Source organism: Nocardioides deserti (assembly GCF_014266025.1).
Lineage (GTDB): Bacteria > Actinomycetota > Actinomycetes > Propionibacteriales > Nocardioidaceae > Nocardioides > Nocardioides deserti.
This window is the reverse complement of the sequence record NZ_JACMYC010000015.1, coordinates 18,938-34,732: the sequence shown is the minus strand read 5'-3', so window position 1 is coordinate 34,732 and position 15,795 is coordinate 18,938. Positions and strand designations below refer to the sequence as shown.

Annotated in this window: 18 protein-coding genes; 6 read left to right on the top strand and 12 right to left on the bottom strand. The window is 72.4% G+C overall.

The features are described from left to right. Positions 1-48: 48 nt before the first annotated feature. Together H7344_RS17210 and H7344_RS17205 are read left to right on the top strand one after the other, a co-directional pair. Positions 49-840 (top strand): septum formation family protein, encoded by a 792-nt coding sequence (locus H7344_RS17210; protein WP_229707205.1) that lies wholly within the window; start codon positions 49-51, stop codon positions 838-840. Next, entirely contained in the window at positions 840-1,667 is an 828-nt protein-coding gene (locus H7344_RS17205) for a septum formation family protein (protein WP_186347229.1), read from the top strand. Before H7344_RS17210 ends, H7344_RS17205 begins: the two co-directional genes overlap by 1 nt. Here the strand turns inward: H7344_RS17205 and era are convergent. From era to H7344_RS17165, 8 genes are read right to left on the bottom strand one after another with little or no spacing between them, the layout of a single operon-like run. Beyond that, positions 1,664-2,611 carry a GTPase Era gene (era, locus tag H7344_RS17200; RefSeq protein ID WP_186347228.1) on the bottom strand — a complete coding sequence of 316 codons (948 nt, stop codon included), beginning with the start codon at positions 2,609-2,611 and terminating at the stop codon, positions 1,664-1,666. The genes H7344_RS17205 and era overlap by 4 nt on opposite strands. A gap of 1 nt (position 2,612) precedes the next feature. Next, positions 2,613-3,425, bottom strand: coding sequence for a siderophore-interacting protein (locus tag H7344_RS17195; RefSeq protein ID WP_186347227.1), 813 nt, complete (start codon positions 3,423-3,425; stop codon positions 2,613-2,615). Between the two features lie 13 nt (positions 3,426-3,438). After that, complete coding sequence (locus H7344_RS17190; RefSeq protein ID WP_308423365.1) at positions 3,439-4,707, bottom strand: class I SAM-dependent methyltransferase; 1,269 nt, start codon at positions 4,705-4,707, stop codon at positions 3,439-3,441. After that, entirely contained in the window at positions 4,704-6,074 is a 1,371-nt protein-coding gene (locus H7344_RS17185; RefSeq protein WP_186347226.1) for an FAD-binding oxidoreductase, read from the bottom strand. The genes H7344_RS17190 and H7344_RS17185 overlap by 4 nt, the downstream gene beginning before the upstream one ends. A 45-nt stretch (positions 6,075-6,119) precedes the next feature. Then, positions 6,120-6,479: a cytidine deaminase gene (locus H7344_RS17180; protein WP_186347225.1), complete on the bottom strand. Its 360-nt coding sequence runs from the start codon at positions 6,477-6,479 to the stop codon at positions 6,120-6,122. After that, positions 6,476-7,792 (bottom strand): hemolysin family protein, encoded by a 1,317-nt coding sequence (locus H7344_RS17175; RefSeq protein ID WP_186347224.1) that lies wholly within the window; start codon positions 7,790-7,792, stop codon positions 6,476-6,478. The genes H7344_RS17180 and H7344_RS17175 overlap by 4 nt, the downstream gene beginning before the upstream one ends. Next, positions 7,789-8,238 carry an rRNA maturation RNase YbeY gene (ybeY, locus tag H7344_RS17170; protein ID WP_166193465.1) on the bottom strand — a complete coding sequence of 150 codons (450 nt, stop codon included), beginning with the start codon at positions 8,236-8,238 and terminating at the stop codon, positions 7,789-7,791. Before ybeY ends, H7344_RS17175 begins: the two co-directional genes overlap by 4 nt. After that, entirely contained in the window at positions 8,235-9,251 is a 1,017-nt protein-coding gene (locus H7344_RS17165) for a PhoH family protein (RefSeq protein WP_186347223.1), read from the bottom strand. The genes ybeY and H7344_RS17165 overlap by 4 nt, the downstream gene beginning before the upstream one ends. Positions 9,252-9,360: 109 nt before the next feature. On the opposite strand from H7344_RS17165, the gene H7344_RS17160 reads away from it, so the two are divergent. The 3 genes from H7344_RS17160 to H7344_RS17150 all read left to right on the top strand — a co-directional run bounded on the left by H7344_RS17160 (position 9,361) and on the right by H7344_RS17150 (position 11,207). After that, the gene (locus H7344_RS17160; protein ID WP_186347222.1) at positions 9,361-9,633 is read left to right on the top strand and encodes a hypothetical protein; all 273 of its coding nucleotides are present in this window, start codon (positions 9,361-9,363) and stop codon (positions 9,631-9,633) included. A 288-nt stretch (positions 9,634-9,921) separates the two neighbouring features. Beyond that, on the top strand, positions 9,922-10,461 hold the full coding sequence (locus tag H7344_RS17155) for a DUF6318 family protein (protein WP_186347221.1): 540 nt from the start codon (positions 9,922-9,924) through the stop codon (positions 10,459-10,461). A 191-nt stretch (positions 10,462-10,652) separates the two neighbouring features. After that, the gene (locus H7344_RS17150) at positions 10,653-11,207 is read left to right on the top strand and encodes a hypothetical protein (protein WP_229707204.1); all 555 of its coding nucleotides are present in this window, start codon (positions 10,653-10,655) and stop codon (positions 11,205-11,207) included. Positions 11,208-11,321: 114 nt separating this feature from the next. Here the strand turns inward: H7344_RS17150 and H7344_RS17145 are convergent, their stop codons facing one another. Next, a complete protein-coding gene (locus tag H7344_RS17145; protein WP_186347220.1) occupies positions 11,322-11,666 on the bottom strand; it encodes an HIT domain-containing protein in 345 nt (114 codons plus the stop codon). A gap of 70 nt (positions 11,667-11,736) precedes the next feature. On the opposite strand from H7344_RS17145, the gene H7344_RS17140 reads away from it, so the two are divergent. Further along, the gene (locus H7344_RS17140; RefSeq protein ID WP_186347219.1) at positions 11,737-12,648 is read left to right on the top strand and encodes a Gmad2 immunoglobulin-like domain-containing protein; all 912 of its coding nucleotides are present in this window, start codon (positions 11,737-11,739) and stop codon (positions 12,646-12,648) included. A gap of 12 nt (positions 12,649-12,660) precedes the next feature. Here H7344_RS17140 and H7344_RS17135 read toward each other — a convergent pair whose 3' ends face one another. From H7344_RS17135 to hrcA, 3 genes are all read right to left on the bottom strand, one after another. Continuing rightward, positions 12,661-13,401, bottom strand: coding sequence for a 16S rRNA (uracil(1498)-N(3))-methyltransferase (locus H7344_RS17135; protein WP_186347218.1), 741 nt, complete (start codon positions 13,399-13,401; stop codon positions 12,661-12,663). A gap of 14 nt (positions 13,402-13,415) precedes the next feature. After that, positions 13,416-14,588, bottom strand: coding sequence for a molecular chaperone DnaJ (dnaJ, locus tag H7344_RS17130; protein WP_186347217.1), 1,173 nt, complete (start codon positions 14,586-14,588; stop codon positions 13,416-13,418). A gap of 62 nt (positions 14,589-14,650) precedes the next feature. Continuing rightward, complete coding sequence (hrcA, locus tag H7344_RS17125) at positions 14,651-15,685, bottom strand: heat-inducible transcriptional repressor HrcA (RefSeq protein ID WP_186347261.1); 1,035 nt, start codon at positions 15,683-15,685, stop codon at positions 14,651-14,653. Between the last annotated feature and the right edge of the window lie 110 nt (positions 15,686-15,795).

Here is a 15,795-nt window from a genome sequence, read left to right as displayed (position 1 = left end):
CGGGCCGACCCGAGCTGCCCGAGCCGACCCGCAGGTAGCATCCGGCGCGTGCGTCTCCTGCCCGCGTTGCTCCTGGCGACGGCCCTGCTCGTCGGCTGCGGCACGGACCCCCAGGGCGGCGACACCGATCCCGACCAGGTCGACGCCGTCGAGGTCCCCGAGCTGGGCGCCTGCCGGGTGCTCACCCCCGACGACGTCGCGCGCGCCTCCAACGCCACCCGCACGGTCCCCTGCTCCGAGCGGCACACCGCGCAGACCTACGCGGTCGGTGAGCTTCCCGAGGAGCTGCGGGACGCGGCGTACGACGACGAGGAGCTCGGCGCGTTCGCCTACCAGACCTGCTCGAAGCGGTTCCAGGAGCTGCTCGGCGCCGACGAGAGCCTGGTCATGCGCACGGTCGTGAGCTGGGCGTGGTTCCGCCCCTCGCAGGAGGCGTGGGAGGACGGCGCACGGTGGTACCGCTGCGACATCGTCGGCGGCGGCGAGGAGAGCGAGGAGTACGTCGCGCTCCCCGAGACCGCCGAGGGGCTGCTGCTCGGGCGTCCCCAGGACCGGTGGATGGTCTGCGCGGTCGGCCCGTCGGTCGACGCCGGCACCAAGGTGCCGTGCTCGCGGGAGCACGACTGGCGTGCCGTGACCACGATCAAGGTCGGCGACCAGGACGACGAGTACCCCGGCGACCGGGTCGTCGAGGTCACCACCCGCGACTTCTGCTCGGAGTCGGTGGGTGCGTGGCTGGGCTACCCGGTGGAGTACGACTTCGGCTTCACGTGGTTCCACGAGGCCGAGTGGCAGGCCGGCAACCGGCGCTCGGTGTGCTGGGCGCGGACCCCGGACTGATGCGCGGTCGCGCCGCCGCCCTCCTGCTGCTGGCCCTCGCGGCCGGCTGCTCCTCGGTCTCCGAGCCGGAGCCCTCCTCCACGTCCCGGCCCACCCCCTCGGGCAGCCCCACCGCTACCGCCCCCTCGGCCGCGCCGCTGCGCGAGCCGGAGGACCGCGCCTGCTACCGGATGACCTACGCCGAGGCGGTCGCCCCGACGACCGCGACCGACCCGGTGCCGTGCTCGGGTCGGCATACCTCGAGGACGTACGCCGTCGGCACTCTCGACGCCGTCGTCGGCGGTCACCTGCTGGCCGTCGACTCCGACCGGGTCCAGCAGCAGGTCGCCGACGAGTGCCCGCGGCGGCTCGGGCCGTTCCTCGGCGGGGATCGCGAGGCGCAGCGGCTGAGCATGCTGCGATCGGTGTGGTTCACCCCGACCGTCGAGGAGTCCGACGCCGGGGCCGACTGGTTCCGCTGCGACGTCGTCTCGCTGGCCGGACCCGAGGAGCTCGCGCCGCTCACCGGGCGACTGGCCGGCGTCCTCGACCGCCCCGAAGCCGCCCGCCGCTGGGCGATGTGCGGCACCGCCGGCCCCGACGCCCCGGGCTTCCGCCGGGTCCCGTGCTCCGCGGACCACACCTGGCGCGCGGTCGCCGTCGTCGACCTCGGCTCGGGCCGCTACCCCGGCGAGGCGGCCGTGCGCGACGCCGGCCAGGACCCGTGCGAGGACGCCGGCCGCGACGCCGCCGACGACCCGCTCAGCTTCGAGTGGGGCTACGAGTGGCCCAGCGCCGACCAGTGGCGCTCCGGCACGACCTTCGGCCGCTGCTGGGCTCCTGACTAGAAGCCGAGCTTGCGCAGCTGACGCGGGTCGCGCTGCCAGTCCTTGGCGATCTTGACGTGGAGGTCGAGATAGACCGGGGTGCCCAGGAGGGCCTCGATCTGCTTGCGGGCGTCGGTGCCGATCTTGCGCAGCCGCGAGCCCTTGTGGCCGATGATGATGCCCTTCTGGGAGTCGCGCTCGACGTACACGTTGGCGTGGATGTCGAGCAGCGGCTTGTCCTCGGGGCGGTCCTCGCGGAGGTTCATCTCCTCGACGACGACCGCGATGGAGTGCGGGAGCTCGTCGCGGACGTCCTCGAGCGCGGCCTCGCGGATCAGCTCTGCGACCAGGATCTCCTCGGGGGCGTCGCTGAGGTCGCCGTCGGGGTACAGCTGCGGTCCGGCCGGCAGCAGGCCGATGAGGAGGTCGGCGAGGAGCTCGACCTGGTCGCCGGCCTGCGCGGAGACCGGCACGATCTCGGCCCAGTCGGTGCCGGTCTCGGCGCCCAACGCCTGGATGTCGAGCAGGTGCTGGCCGACCTGCTCGGGCGTCGCGAGATCGGTCTTGGTGGCGATGGCGACCTTCGTGGTGCGCTTGACCTTCGCCATCTCGTTGACGATGAACCGGTCGCCGGGGCCGATCTTCTCGTTCGCCGGGAAGCACGCTGCGACCACGTCGACCTCGGCGAGCGTGGTCTTGACGAGGTCGTTGAGCCGCTCGCCGAGCAGCGTGCGCGGGCGGTGCAGGCCGGGGGTGTCGACGAGCACCAGCTGCGCGTCGGGGCGGTGCACGATGCCGCGCACGACGGTGCGGGTGGTCTGCGGCTTGGAGCTGGTGATGACGACCTTCTGGCCCACCAGCGCGTTGGTCAGCGTCGACTTGCCGGCGTTCGGCCGGCCGACGAACGAGGCGAAGCCGCTGCGGTGCTCGGTCGATCCGGAAGTGCTGGGGGTGGTGTCGCTCATGTCAGGCCTGTCCGTCGGATGCTGGGTCGGATGCTGCTGAGTCGTAGTCGGCCCAGATCTGGTCGTCGCTCTTGCCGGCCGCCTTGCCGGCGCGCCACACCGGCCCGGGGTCGACAGACCGGGGCTGCCGCTTCGCGTTGGCTCGCCAGTAGCCCATGACGTCGTACGCCGTGCTCGGCAGCTGCCGGACCCGCATGAGGTGCTTGCGGACCGCGCGCATCTGCGCGGACTCGCCGGCCATCCAGAAGTAGCCCTCGCCCTCGGGCCAGTCGATCGCCTCGACGGCCTCGGCGAGCCGGCTCTCGCCGTCGCCGGGCTGGTCGAGCCAGGTGACGTCCGCGCCGGCGGGCAGGTAGCCGGCGAGCTCGTCGTCGGCCGGCACCTCCGCCCAGACGCGGGTCGGGACGTCGACGGTCTCGCGGATCCGGGCCATCGCCGGCAGCGCGGTGAGGTCGCCGACGAGCAGCAGCCAGGCCGCGTCGTCGGGCATCGCGAAGGAGCCCTTCGGCTCGGTCACGATGACGGTCTTCCCCACCACGTCGCGGCGGGCCCACTCGGTGACCAGGCCGACGTCGTGGACCACGACGTCGAGGACGAGCTCGCCACCCGCACCGGAAGCCGGGTCCCAGGAGCGCACCGTGTAGTACCGACTCTGGAACTGGCCGGGCACGACCAGGCCCACCCACTCGTCCGGCACGCCGGTCGAGGTGAAGTCCGCGAGGCCCGGGCCGCCGAGCACGAGCCGCACGAGGTGGTCGGAGACCTGGGTCCGGCCGACGACCTCGGCGGTGTGCTGCTGGGCCCGGGTGCTCACCGGGTCAGGCTAGTCACCACGTCGGACGCAGCGGGAATCCGTCGCGGCCGTCCTCGGTGGTGTTGACCGCCAGCACCTGGTGCAGCTGGATCTCGTTGCGCTCGAACGCCAGCCGCGACCCGGCCATGTAGAGGCCCCACACCCGCGCGGTGCCCTCGCCGACCTCGGCGACGCAGGCGTCCCAGTTCTCCACCAGGTTGGCGCACCACTCGCGCAGCGTCATGGCGTAGTGGAGGCGCAGGTTCTCCTCGTGCATGACCTCGAGGCCGACGTCCTGCGCCGCGGTGATGATCGTGCCGGAGCCGGTCAGCTCGCCGTCGGGGAAGACGTAGCGGTCGATGAACGCGCCCGTCGACTCCGGGCGGTTGTGCGGCCGGGTGATGCAGTGGTTGAGCAGGCGTCCCTCGGGCTTCAGGTGGTCGCGCAGGAAGCCGAAGTACGCAGGGTAGTTGCGCACCCCGATGTGCTCGGTCAGCCCGATGGAGCTGATCGCGTCGAACCCGGTCTCGGGGACGTCGCGGTAGTCGGAGTGCCGCACCTCGACCAGGTCGCCGACGCCGGCCTCGTCGATGGCCTGCTTGGCCCACGACGCCTGCTCGCGGGAGAGCGTCACGCCGAGCGCGCGCACGCCGTACTCCTTGGCGGCGTGGATGACCATCCCGCCCCAGCCGCAGCCGACGTCGAGCAGGCGCTGCCCCGGCTGGAGGTCGAGCTTGCGCGCGACCAGGTCGAACTTCTCGGCCTGGGCCTCCTCCAGCGACGCCGACTCCTTCGGGAAGACCGCGCAGGTGTAGGCCATCGACGGGCCGAGCACGTGGCGGTAGAAGGTGTTGGAGACGTCGTAGTGGTGGCTGATCACCTCGGCGTCGCGGGTCAGCGAGTGCCGCACGCCCTCGACCACGCGGCGCCAGCGCGGCAGGTGCTCCTGCGGTGGGGGCGGCGGCGGCTTGAGGTGGTTGAGACCCAGCCCGCGCACCAGCCTGACCGCCTCGGCGGGGGTCGGCTTGCGGAAGCGCAGGTGGTTCATCAGCAGCGACATCGCGTCGTACGGGTCGCCGGGGTGCACGCCGTGCACCTCGAGGTCGCCCGAGACGTAGGCGCGCGCCATGCCGAGGTCGCCCGGCGCGGTCATGATGTAGGCCAGCCCGCGCGGGTTGGTCAGCACCAGGCGGATGCCGGCGTCCCTCGGCCCGGCGGCCGAGCCGTCGTACGCCTCGAACCGCACCGGCATCCCGTCACGGAGCAGCGACGCCACCGCGTCGCCGATCGAGATCGAGCTCACCGTCTCCTCACCACCTTGTCGTAGAGGCTCGTCAGCCTGTCGTCGGGGTCGTAGGTGCTCTTGACGGCCGCGAGGTGCTCGCCGGCGTAGAGCCGGTCGAAGGTCCCGCGGTCGTAGAAGGCCTCGGAGTAGAGCGACTTGTGGCCGCCGAGCTCGTGGACCTTCGCCTCGATGGCCCGGTTGAGCGGGGCCTCGGGCGCGTCGTCGCCGACCGGGACGGTCCCCCAGAAGCCGACGTTGACGTACGTCGCGCCGCGCTCGAGCGGGTACGTCGGCCAGTCGTGCTGCGCGACCAGCGGGCACAGCCACACCGGCCGCATCCCGACGGCCTCGTCGAACCAGGCGAGGAACTCGGTCAGCCGCTCGACCGGCACCTCGACGTCCTGGATCACCCGCTCGCGCTGCGGGCGGCCCGCCCGCCGGTCCAGCCGGTCGACGATGCCGTGGCGGCGCTCGAAGGCGACCATCCGGTGGTAGACGTCGGAGCGCCGCCACCTGCGCGGCCACACGCGGCGCGCGACCGGGTGCTGCGCGCCGAACGCACCCGAGCACCAGAACCAGTCGGTGTCCCAGCGCCACAGGTAGTCGTAGGTGGTCAGCAGGTCGGTCGCCCGCTGCCGGATGCTCCGGTAGTAGATGTCCTGACCGGTGTAGTCGCTGGTCGGGCCCGGCTCGTCCTGCCAGGTCGCCAGGGTCAGGTAGACCTCGTCCAGCGCGAACGCCGTGCCGTCGAGCCCGTCGACCCGGACGCCGTCGAGCTCACCGGTCGCGACGATCCCCTCGATCGTCCTCGCCAGCAGCTCCGGCTCGACACGGACGTGGCGCAGCGCGACGTACGACGGCACCTGCTCGAGGCTGATCTCGAGCCGCGTGGCGTAGCCGAGCGAGCCGTAGGAGTTCGGGAACGCGTCGAAGAGCGTGCTGTGCTGACCATCGGGGCCGGGCCGGGTCGTCACGACCTCGCCGGCGCCGGTGAAGACGTCCATCTCCAGCACCGACTCGTGCGGCAGGCCGTTGCGGAAGCTGGTCGACTCGATGCCCAGGCCCGTAACCGCGCCACCGAGCGTGATCGTCCGCAGCTGCGGGACGACGTAGGGCATCAGGCCGTGCGGCAGCGTCGCGTCGACGAGGTCCTCGTAGGTGCACATGCCCTGCACCTGCGCGGTCCGCCCGACCGGGTCGACCTCGATGACGCCGGTCAGGCCGCTGACGTCCAGCCCCGGACCGGTCGTCGCGGTGCGCGGGCGGAACAGGTTCGAGGTCTGCTTCGCCAGCCGGACCGGCGCGCCGGACGGGATCGCGGCGTACGACGCCCGCAGCCGAGCCACCGCCTGCTCGTGCCGCTCCCACGCCCCGGAAGTTGTCACGGGCAACAAGTTACTCCTGCGCGTGGGCGGTGCGGAGGGGGTTCCTCAGGTGGTGACGGTCGCCACAAGCGTGCCGCGCGGGTCGCCACGATGGACGACGATGCCGGCGCCGGCGACGTCGCGGAGCGCGGCCAGATCGGTGTCGGCCACCCCGTCGGCCTCGGTCAGGACGGCCGCGGCCTCGAGGCCGGTCGCCCCGGACGCGACCGCCATCGCGACGCACACGCCGAGCGCGGAGACCTGCAGGGAGGGCAGGTCGACCGTCGCGGCGGCGTACGTCCGGCCGTCGGCGTCGCGCACCGCCGCGCCCTCCGCGGCCCGGGTGCGGGCACGCGTGGCGCGGGCGAGGGTGACCAGCTTGCGGTCCTCGGCGCTGAGCCCCGGGCCGTTCTCGGTGGTGGTCACTCGTCCTCCTGGATGGTGTCGGGGTCGTCGGCGACCACCGGGACGATCCGCACGGTGGCGACCTTGTTGCGGCGGCCGGCCGGGCCCTCGGCCTCGAAGCGCAGGCCGTGCGCCACCACGACCGAGCCGGGGATCGGCACGCGGCCCAGGTGCTTGGCCATCAGGCCGCCGACACTGTCGACGTCCTCCTCCTCGACGTCGAAGCCGAAGAGCTCCTCGAGGTCGTCGACCGGGTAGCGGGAGGAGACCCGCCAGCCCTCCGGCTGCCCGTCCTCGTCCTCGAGCCGCTCGGTCTCGACCTGCTCCTCGTCGTACTCGTCGGTGATCTCGCCGACGATCTCCTCGAGCAGGTCCTCGATGGTGATGATGCCGGCGGTGCCGCCGTACTCGTCGACGACGACCGCGATGTGCTGGCGGTTGGCCTGCATCTCCGAGAGCAGCGCGTCGACGGGCTTGGACTCCGGCACGTACGTCGCCGGGCGCATCACCTCGTCGATGTGCTGGGTCAGCTCGACCTCGGGCGCCTCGAAGTCCCGCCGGACGACGTCCTTGAGGTAGGCGAAGCCGACGATCGTGTCGAGGTTGTCCTCGATCACCGGCACCCGGGAGAAGCCGGAGCGCAGGAAGAGGGACATCGTCTGCCGGAGGTTCTTGTGCCGCTCGACGTAGACCACGTCGTTGCGCGGGACCATCACCTCGCGCGCGGTGGTGTCGCCGAGCTCGAAGACGGAGTGGATCATCCGCCGCTCGCCGGACTCGATGACGGCGGAGGCCTCGGCGAGGTCGACGAGCTCGCGCAGCTCGGTCTCGGTGGAGAACGGGCCCTCGCGGAAGCCCTTGCCCGGCGTCAGCGCGTTGCCGACGACGATGAGCAGCCGCGGCAGCGGGCCGAGCACCTTGCTCAGCGCCATGAGCGGGCCGGCTGAGTAGAGCGCGACGGTCTCGGAGTGCTGGCGGCCGAGCGTGCGCGGAGCGACGCCGATGACGACGAAGCTGACCACCAGCATGATCCCGATGGTCAGCAGCACGCTGGCCCACCAGGCGCCGTCGACGGCCTCGTCGATGTGCAGGGTGACCAGCACGATCGCCGCGACCTCACACAGCAGGCGCAGGAACAGCGCGGTGTTGAGGAAGCGGACGGGGTCGTCGAGCAGCGCGACCAGCTTCTTGGCGCCGGCGCGCTCCTCCCCCACGAGCTCCTCGGCGCGGGCGCGCGAGAAGGCGCTGATGCCCGCGTCGACGGCGCTGAAGAGGCCCGCGAGCACGACGAGTGCGGCTGCCGTGACCAGCAGCCCCACGTCCCCGGCGGTCACCGGGTGCGCCACTCCTTCAGGATCTCGTCCTGCAGGCCGAACATCTCCTTGTGCTCCTCCGGCTCGGCGTGGTCGTAGCCGAGCAGGTGGAGGATCCCGTGCACGGTCAGCAGCTCGATCTCCGCGTCCTTGCCGTGCCCCGCGGTCTCACCCTGCTTCGCCGCGATCTCGGGGCACAGCACCAGGTCGCCGAGCACGCCCTCCTCGGGCTCCTCGTCGACCAGGCCGGGGCGCAGCTCGTCCATCGGGAAGGCGAGGACGTCGGTCGGCCCCTCCTTCTCCATCCACTGCTCGTTGAGCTCGGCGATGGTCGCCTCGTCGACGGCCTTGATGCACAGCTCGGCCATCGGGTGGACCCGCATCCGGTCCATCACGAACCGGCTCAGGTCGGCCAGCCACCGGACGTCCAGCGCGTGGCCGGACTCGTCGAGGACCTCGATGCTCACCGGCTCGCGTCCTTGGCCGCGCGCTGCTCGCTGACGCGCTCGCGCTCGGCGTCGAACTCGTCGTACGCCGCCACGATCTTGCCGACCAGGCGGTGCCGGACCACGTCGTGGCTGGTGAGCCGGTTGAACGAGATGTCCTCCACGCCGTCGAGGATCCCCTCGACGATCCGCAGGCCGGACTTCACGCCACCCGGCAGGTCGGTCTGGGTGATGTCGCCGGTGACGACGATCTTCGAGCCGAAGCCGAGGCGGGTCAGGAACATCTTCATCTGCTCGGGCGTGGTGTTCTGCGCCTCGTCGAGGATGATGAAGGAGTCGTTGAGCGTGCGGCCACGCATGTACGCCAGCGGGGCCACCTCGATCGTGCCGGCGGCCATCAGCTTCGGGATCGACTCGGGGTCGATCATGTCGTGCAGCGCGTCGTAGAGCGGGCGCAGGTAGGGGTCGATCTTCTCGCTGAGCGTGCCCGGCAGGAAGCCGAGGTGCTCGCCGGCCTCGACGGCCGGGCGGGTCAGGATGATCCGGTTGACGTTCTTGCTCTGGAGCGCCTGCACGGCCTTCGCCATCGCGAGGTAGGTCTTGCCCGTGCCCGCGGGGCCGATGCCGAACGTGACCGTGTGCTTGTCGATGGAGTCGACGTAGCGCTTCTGGTTCAGCGTCTTCGGGCGGATCGAGCGGCCGCGGTTGCTGAGGATGTTGAGGCTCAGCACGTCGGCGGGGCGCTCGGTGGTCTCCGCACGCAGCATCGCGAGCACGCGCTCGACGGTCTCGCCGGTCACGCCCTGGCCGGTGCGGAGGATCGTCACCAGCTCGTCGAGCAGCCGCTCGGCGAGGGCGACCTCGCCCGGCTCGCCGTACAGCGTGATCCGGTTGCCGCGGACGTGCACGTCGGCGTCGAAGGCCTGCTCGATGAGCCCGAGGTGCTCGTCGCCCGGTCCCAGCAGGCTCACCATGTTGATGCTGTTCGGGACCACGACGGTGTGCCGCGTGGAAGAGGTCTGGCTGTCAGTCATGGATGCCCGGTCCGGGCGGCCTTTCGTCGACGATGGGTGCCTGGCCATGCTACGGGAGCGCTCGCGCGCGCCCCAGCGAGTTGTGCTGCACCGGCGTAGCGTCTGTGGCGTGCCGAGTGTTCCCGTCGACCCGTGTGATCCCGTCGAGGATCCCGACGACCACGACGACGACACCGAGCCGATCTGGTACGCCGGCATGCACCTCCCGCCCGACGCCCGGCGGATGGGCCTCACCGCCCACGTCCCCGACGGCGCGATCCTCGACTTCGCCGCCCGGCTGGACCCCACCCAGCGGCGGCACCGGATCACCGCCTGGGTGATGCTCGTCGTCTTCGGGTTGCCCGTCGTCTTCGCCGGCATGCGGGTGCTGCAGCTGTTCTGAAGCTGTCGTCGGCTGGTTCGCCGGCTGAGGCCCGGGTCGGGGGCGGCAACGATCGTTCAATTGCGCGGTTTCAGCGCCTGCCCGGCCGTCCGACCCGCTGCAGCCGCGCAATTGCTCGATTGTCGACGGGGTCTCTGGGACTGCTGAGGCCGCCGTGACGCAGGTCGTCTCCTGCGCCCGCCCGCTGTCCACAAGATGACGTCGAGCGGTGTCCCCGGGCGCGGGACGTGGTTATCGTCCGTGACGGCGCCTCGGTCTGGGCGCTGCTGTCTCGGGAAGGACCACACCATGCCCCTGCGGAACCTCAGCGCGCTGGCTCTCGTCGCGACCCTCGCGCTCTCCGCCTGCTCCTCTGACGACCCCGAGCCGAAGGTCGCTCCGGAGCCGACGGCCTCGACCCCGTCCGCGGTCGCCTCGCCGTCGGCGTCCGCTAGCGCGGCCAACGACGACATGCCGGACGACGAGGTCGCGTTCATCGACTTGTTCTATGCAGCCTTCACCGAGGCGATCTCCACGGGTGATCCGGCCGGATTCATGGTCCTGGCCGACGAGTCCTGCACGAATTGCAAGACCCTGGCGAAGAACCTTCGCGCCGCCTACAAGAACGGCGGTCGCATCGTCGACGGAGACTGGACGGTGCTGTCCGCCGAGCCTGACCTGGGCGATGACGACAACGTATGGGAGGTAAGGGTCCGCACCGCCCGCGAGCGGTGGCTGGACGCATCAGGTGAGACGGTCAAGACCGTCGCTCCGAGCATCCAGACCGTCGCCATGGCGCTTCAACAGGACGCTGCCGGGTGGCGAGTCAGAGAACTGAAGTTGCGATGAATAAGCGGCGCACGGCGCTCGTCTCAGCCGGCGCACTCCTGCTATCGATATCAGCGAGTGCCACGGCCGTGGCCGACGAACCTTCGGGCCCAGTCGAGGTCGGGACCACTACCGGCGGTTTGTGGACCAACATCGAGACGACGACTCCGTCGGCGCAGACTGGCGGTTCTGATTCGGACGCAGCTCAGACGGTGAGCCTCGGCGCCCAGGTCGACGTCGGCACGGCTCTCGCCGAGGGGTTCTGCGCGGGAACGAATTGGAACGTCGAGTGCGTCCCGGAGGTCGAGGAGCCCAGCGCACCGCAGCTCACGCCGGGAATGGTCGCCAACGCCTTCCGGCGCTTGCCGCTGCCAGGCGCCACTCTCCAGGTCCAGCCACCCAACGGGCGCACGCTGGTCAACTTCGCCACGAACTTCTACACCGAGCGAGGCGACCTCACCCGCAGCGTGACCCTCCTCGGCCGCCGGGTCGACCTGCGCATCACTGCCACGGGCTACACCTGGCACTTCGGCGACGGCACGACGACCACGACGACCGAGCCCGGTGCGCCGTACCCGGCTCTCGACGTCACCCACGACTACCGGAAGGCCGGACGGGTCGCACCCAGCGTCGACACCACGTACAGCGCCGAGTTCAGCGTCGACGGCGGACCCTGGCGCCCCGTCAGCGGCACCGTCACCATTCCCGGGCCGCCCACCGCCCTCCGCGTCCTGACCGCCACCCCGACCCTCGTCGGTCACCGCTGACGTCGGTCACCAGCGACAGGCCGACCGGCCGACGTACCGAAGTGGGGACGAGGACGCGAGGCCCCGCGGGGACGGGGGGGCCCGGGACAGCGTCGGTACGTCCGGCGCTCGGGATCAGCCCGGGGGCCAGGTCATCGACCGCCCGGCGAGCACGTGCAGGTGCGTGTGGAAGACCGTCTGGCCGACGCCGGCGCCGGTGTTGAAGACCAGGCGGTAGTCCTCGTGGCCCTCGGCCGTGGCGATCGCCGCGGCGGCCGTCACCAGCTCCGCGGACGCGACGGGGTCGCCTGCAGCGAGCGCGGCGGCGTTCGCGTAGTGGTCCCGCGGCACGACCAGCACGTGCGTGGGCGCCTGCGGGTTGATGTCCCGGAAGGCGACGGTCCGCTCGGTGACGTGCACGACCTCGGCCGGCACCTCCTCGGCGACGATCTTGCAGAACAGGCAGTCCGGATCGCTCATGCACGCAACCTAGCGCCGTCCCGCGCGCGTCTCACCGGCATCGGCACCCCGAACCGGGAGGATGGGCACCATGGACGCTCGCCTGCGGATCTCCGCCCTGCTGACCGCCTCCACCCTCGCGCTGACCCTGGCCGGGTGCGGTGAGGACGACACCTCGGCCGAGGACCCGACGCCGGCCGGCAGCACGAGCTCACCGACCGCCGACAGCACCTCCAGCGACGAGCCGGACCCGGCCGACCCCTCCGCTACCGGCTCGCCGGACGAGGGTGGCGAGACGACGGTGCCGGTCTACTTCGCCGGCGAGACGCCGCAGGGCGTGCGGCTCTACCGCGAGTTCCGTCGCGTCGACGGGGACCCCTTCACCGCCGCCGCCGAGCTGCTGACCACGGGCGACGCGCTCGACCCCGACTACCGGTCACTGTGGCCCGGGGGCACCTTCGCCTCCGTCGAGGCGCAGGACGACGCGATCGTCGCCACCCTGGCCGACGAGGCCTGGACCGAGCGCGGCGACCTGTCCGCCAACGGCGCCCGGCTGGCCGCCCAGCAGCTCGTCTACACCCTCCAGGGCGTCGCGCAGGAGCGGCTGCCCGTGCGCGTGGTCGACAGCAGCGGTACGCCGGCGCCGCTGTTCGGCCTCGAGGGAGACCTCACCGCGGCGGCACCGCTCGAGGTGCTCGCCCTGGTCAGCGTGAGCGGCCCCGAGGAGGGTGCGACCGTGGCCGACTCGTTCACGGCCGCGGGCGTGGCGTCGTCGTTCGAGGCGACCGTGCCGTGGGAGGTGCGTGACAGCGGCGGGAAGGTCGTCGTCGACGGGTTCGCGACCGCCGAGGGCTGGATGGACAAGCTCTACCCCTGGGCGAGCGAGGTCGACGTGTCCGGGCTGGAGCCCGGCACCTACACGTTCGTGGCCATGACCGACGACCCGTCCGGCGGCGAGGGCTTCGGCCCGACCGAGGACAGCAAGACCATCACGGTCGAGTAGCGGGCGCCGGGCTCAGCCCCAGCGCTGGGTCCGCGCGAGGAGCGCGGACACGGCGGCGACGCCGGCGGTCGAGGTGCGCAGCACCTCGGCGCCCAGCCGCACCGCGGAGGCACCGGCCGCGGTGAACGCCGCGACCTCCTCCCCGGTCAGCCCGCCTTCGGGGCCGACGACGACCACGACCGGACCATCCGAGGGAACGTCCAGCGACGCGAGCGGCACCGACGCCTCCTCGTGCAGGACCACGCCCAGCGGGGCGGACGACAGCAGCGCCACGACGTCGGCGGTCGAGGCGAGCTCGTCGACCTCGGGGAACCACGAGCGCCGCGCCTGCTTGGCCGCCTCGCGCGCGGTCGCGCGCCACTTGCCCAGCGACTTCGCGGCCCGCTCGCCCTTCCAGACCGCCACCGACCGCGACGCGGCCCACGGCACGACCCGCGCGACCCCGACCTCGGTCAGCACCTCGACGGCCAGCTCGCCCCGGTCGCCCTTGGGCAACGCCTGGACGACGACGAACGCCGGCGACGGCGCCGCCACGCGGCGTACGTCGGCGGCGACCGCGGTGAAGACCCGCTTCCCGGTCGAGGTGACCTCGGCGGTGACCGAGGTGCCGGCCCCGTCGGTGAGGACGACGCTCTCCCCCACCCGCAGCCGGCGGACGGCGACGGCGTGGTGCGCCTCGTCGCCCTCGACGGTCACGGCGGACCCGACGGCGACCCCGTCGAGCGCGGGGACGAGGTGGACCGGCAGCGACATCGCAGGAGCGCCTGTCAGTGGCCGTCGAACGCGTCGCGCAGCCGGCCGAAGAACGACTTCGAGCCCGGCTTGACCTGGCCCGAGGGCGTCTCCTCGCCGCGGATCGCCGCCAGCTCGCGCAGCAGCTCCTCCTGGCGGGGGTCGAGCCGCTGCGGGGTCTCGACGGCGACGCTGACGACCAGGTCGCCGCGACCGCCGCGCAGGCCGGGCACGCCGCGGCCGCGGAGCACCTGCTCGGTGCCGGACTGGGTGCCGGCGGGGATCTCCAGGCTGAACTCGGTCTCGACGCCGGAGTCCGCGCCCTGCTCGACGTCCGCCTCGAGGGTCGGCAGCGTCAGCGACGTGCCGAGCGCGGCGGCGGTCATCGGCACGGTGACCGTGCAGTGCAGGTCATTGCCGTGGCGGGTGAAGACGGGGTGCGGGGCGACCTGGATCTCGACGTACAGGTCACCGGCGGGGCCGCCGCCCGGGCCGACCTCGCCCTGCTCGGCGAGCTGGACGCGGGTGCCGGTGTCGACGCCGGCCGGGATCTTGACAGTGAGCGTGCGGCGAGAGCGGACGCGGCCGTCGCCGGAGCACTCGCGGCACGGCTCGGGGATGATCGTGCCGAAGCCGCGGCAGGCCGCGCAGGGGCGCAGCGTGCGGATCTCGCCGAGGAACGAGCGCTGCACGTGGGCGACCTCGCCCTGGCCGCGGCAGGTCTCGCACGGCACCGGGTGGCTGCCGGGCGCGGCACCGTCGCCGTGGCAGGTCGTGCACAGCACGGCCGTGTCGACCTTGAGCTCGCGGGTGACGCCGAAGGCGGCCTCCGCGAGGTCGACGTCGAGCCGGATCAGCGCGTCCTGGCCGCGACGCACCCGCGGGCGCGGCCCGCGACCACCGCCGGCGCCGCCCGCCTGGCCGCCGAAGAAGGCGTCCATGATGTCGGTGAACGAGAACCCGGGCCCCTGGCCGAAACCGCCGCCGGCGCCGCCGAACGGGTCGCCGCCACGGTCGTACGCCGAGCGCTTCTGCGGGTCCGAGAGCACCTCGTAGGCGCGGGAGATCTCCTTGAACTTGTCCTGCGCCTCCGGCTCGGGGTTGACGTCGGGGTGGTACTGCCGCGCGAGCCGCCGGTAGGCCTTCTTGATCGCGGTGTCGTCCGCGTCGCGGTCGACTCCGAGCAGGTCGTAGAGGTCCTGGCTCACCTGTGTTCCTTACGAGATCGGGAGGTGGTTCGGGTGGAGAGGTACGGCGTGGCGAGGGCCGGTCAGCCCTCGTCGAGGATCCGGGAGACGTAGCGGGCGACGGCGCGCACCGCGGACATCGTCCCGGGGTAGTCCATGCGCGTGGGCCCGACGATGCCCAGCGTGGCCAGCGCCTCGTCGCGCGGGCCGTAGCCGGTGGCGACAACGCTGGTGGAGGCGAGCTCCTCGTAGGGCCCCTCGGCCCCGATCCGCACCGTGACTGTGCCGCCGACGGTCGCCTCGCCGAGCAGCTTGAGCAGCACGACGTGCTCCTCGAGCGCCTCGAGCAGCGGGCGGACGGCGGAGTCGAAGGAGTCGCCGTAGCGGGCGAGGTTCGCCGCACCGCCGACCGCGATCCGCTCGTCGGAGCGGTGGTCCTCCATCGCGTCGGCGAGGGTCTCGACCACGGCGCGGGTCACGCCATCGTCGCGGTCGGGCCCGGGGCCCGGGGACTCCGGCACGGCCTCGCGCAGTCGGCGCACGGCATCGGCGATGACCTGGCCGGTCGCGGCCTGGAGGACCTGGGACCGCAGGTCGGCGAGGGCGTCCTCGGACAGCTCCGCCGGCAGCTCGACGAGGCGCTGCTCGACCCGGCCGGTGCTGAGGATCAGCACGGCGAGCAGCCGGGTCGGGCTGAGCGCGACGAGCTCGACGTGGCGGACCGTGGAGCGCGAGAGCGTGGGGTACTGCACGACCGCGACCTGGCGGGTCAGCTGCGAGAGCAGGCGGACCGAGCGGGTGACGACGTCGTCGAGGTCGACGGCGCCGTCCAGGAACGAGGAGATCGCGCGCTTCTCCGCGCCGGTCATCGGCTTGACGGTGCTGAGCCGGTCGACGAAGAGCCGGTAGCCCTTGTCGGTGGGCACCCGGCCGGCGCTGGTGTGCGGCTGGGTGATGTAGCCCTCGTCCTCCAGCACGGCCATGTCGTTGCGGACCGTGGCCGGCGAGACGCCGAGGCCGTGCCGCTCGACGAGCGCCTTGGAGCCGACCGGCTCCTCGGTCGCCACGTAGTCCTCGACGATGGCCCGCAGCACGGCGAGCCTGCGGTCCTCCTGCACGTCGCCTCCCACCATCTGGCACTCGTCACTACTGAGTGCCAACTGTAGCGCGACCCGGGCCGTCGGCCCGATCTCGGCGACCGAGACGGCCGTGCGCCGGCGGCCAGTGT

Bases quoted from the DNA above. Each gene is read 5' to 3' on its own strand.
- H7344_RS17205 (WP_186347229.1), top strand. From the start codon at position 840: ATGCGCGGTCGCGCCGCCGCCCTCCTGCTGCTGGCCCTCGCGGCCGGC.
- era (WP_186347228.1), bottom strand. From the start codon at position 2,611: ATGAGCGACACCACCCCCAGCACTTCCGGATCGACCGAGCACCGCAGC.
- H7344_RS17165 (WP_186347223.1), bottom strand. From the start codon at position 9,251: ATGACTGACAGCCAGACCTCTTCCACGCGGCACACCGTCGTGGTCCCG.
- H7344_RS17155 (WP_186347221.1), top strand. From the start codon at position 9,922: ATGCCCCTGCGGAACCTCAGCGCGCTGGCTCTCGTCGCGACCCTCGCG.
- H7344_RS17145 (WP_186347220.1), bottom strand. From the start codon at position 11,666: ATGAGCGATCCGGACTGCCTGTTCTGCAAGATCGTCGCCGAGGAGGTG.
- H7344_RS17140 (WP_186347219.1), top strand. From the start codon at position 11,737: ATGGACGCTCGCCTGCGGATCTCCGCCCTGCTGACCGCCTCCACCCTC.
- H7344_RS17135 (WP_186347218.1), bottom strand. From the start codon at position 13,401: ATGTCGCTGCCGGTCCACCTCGTCCCCGCGCTCGACGGGGTCGCCGTC.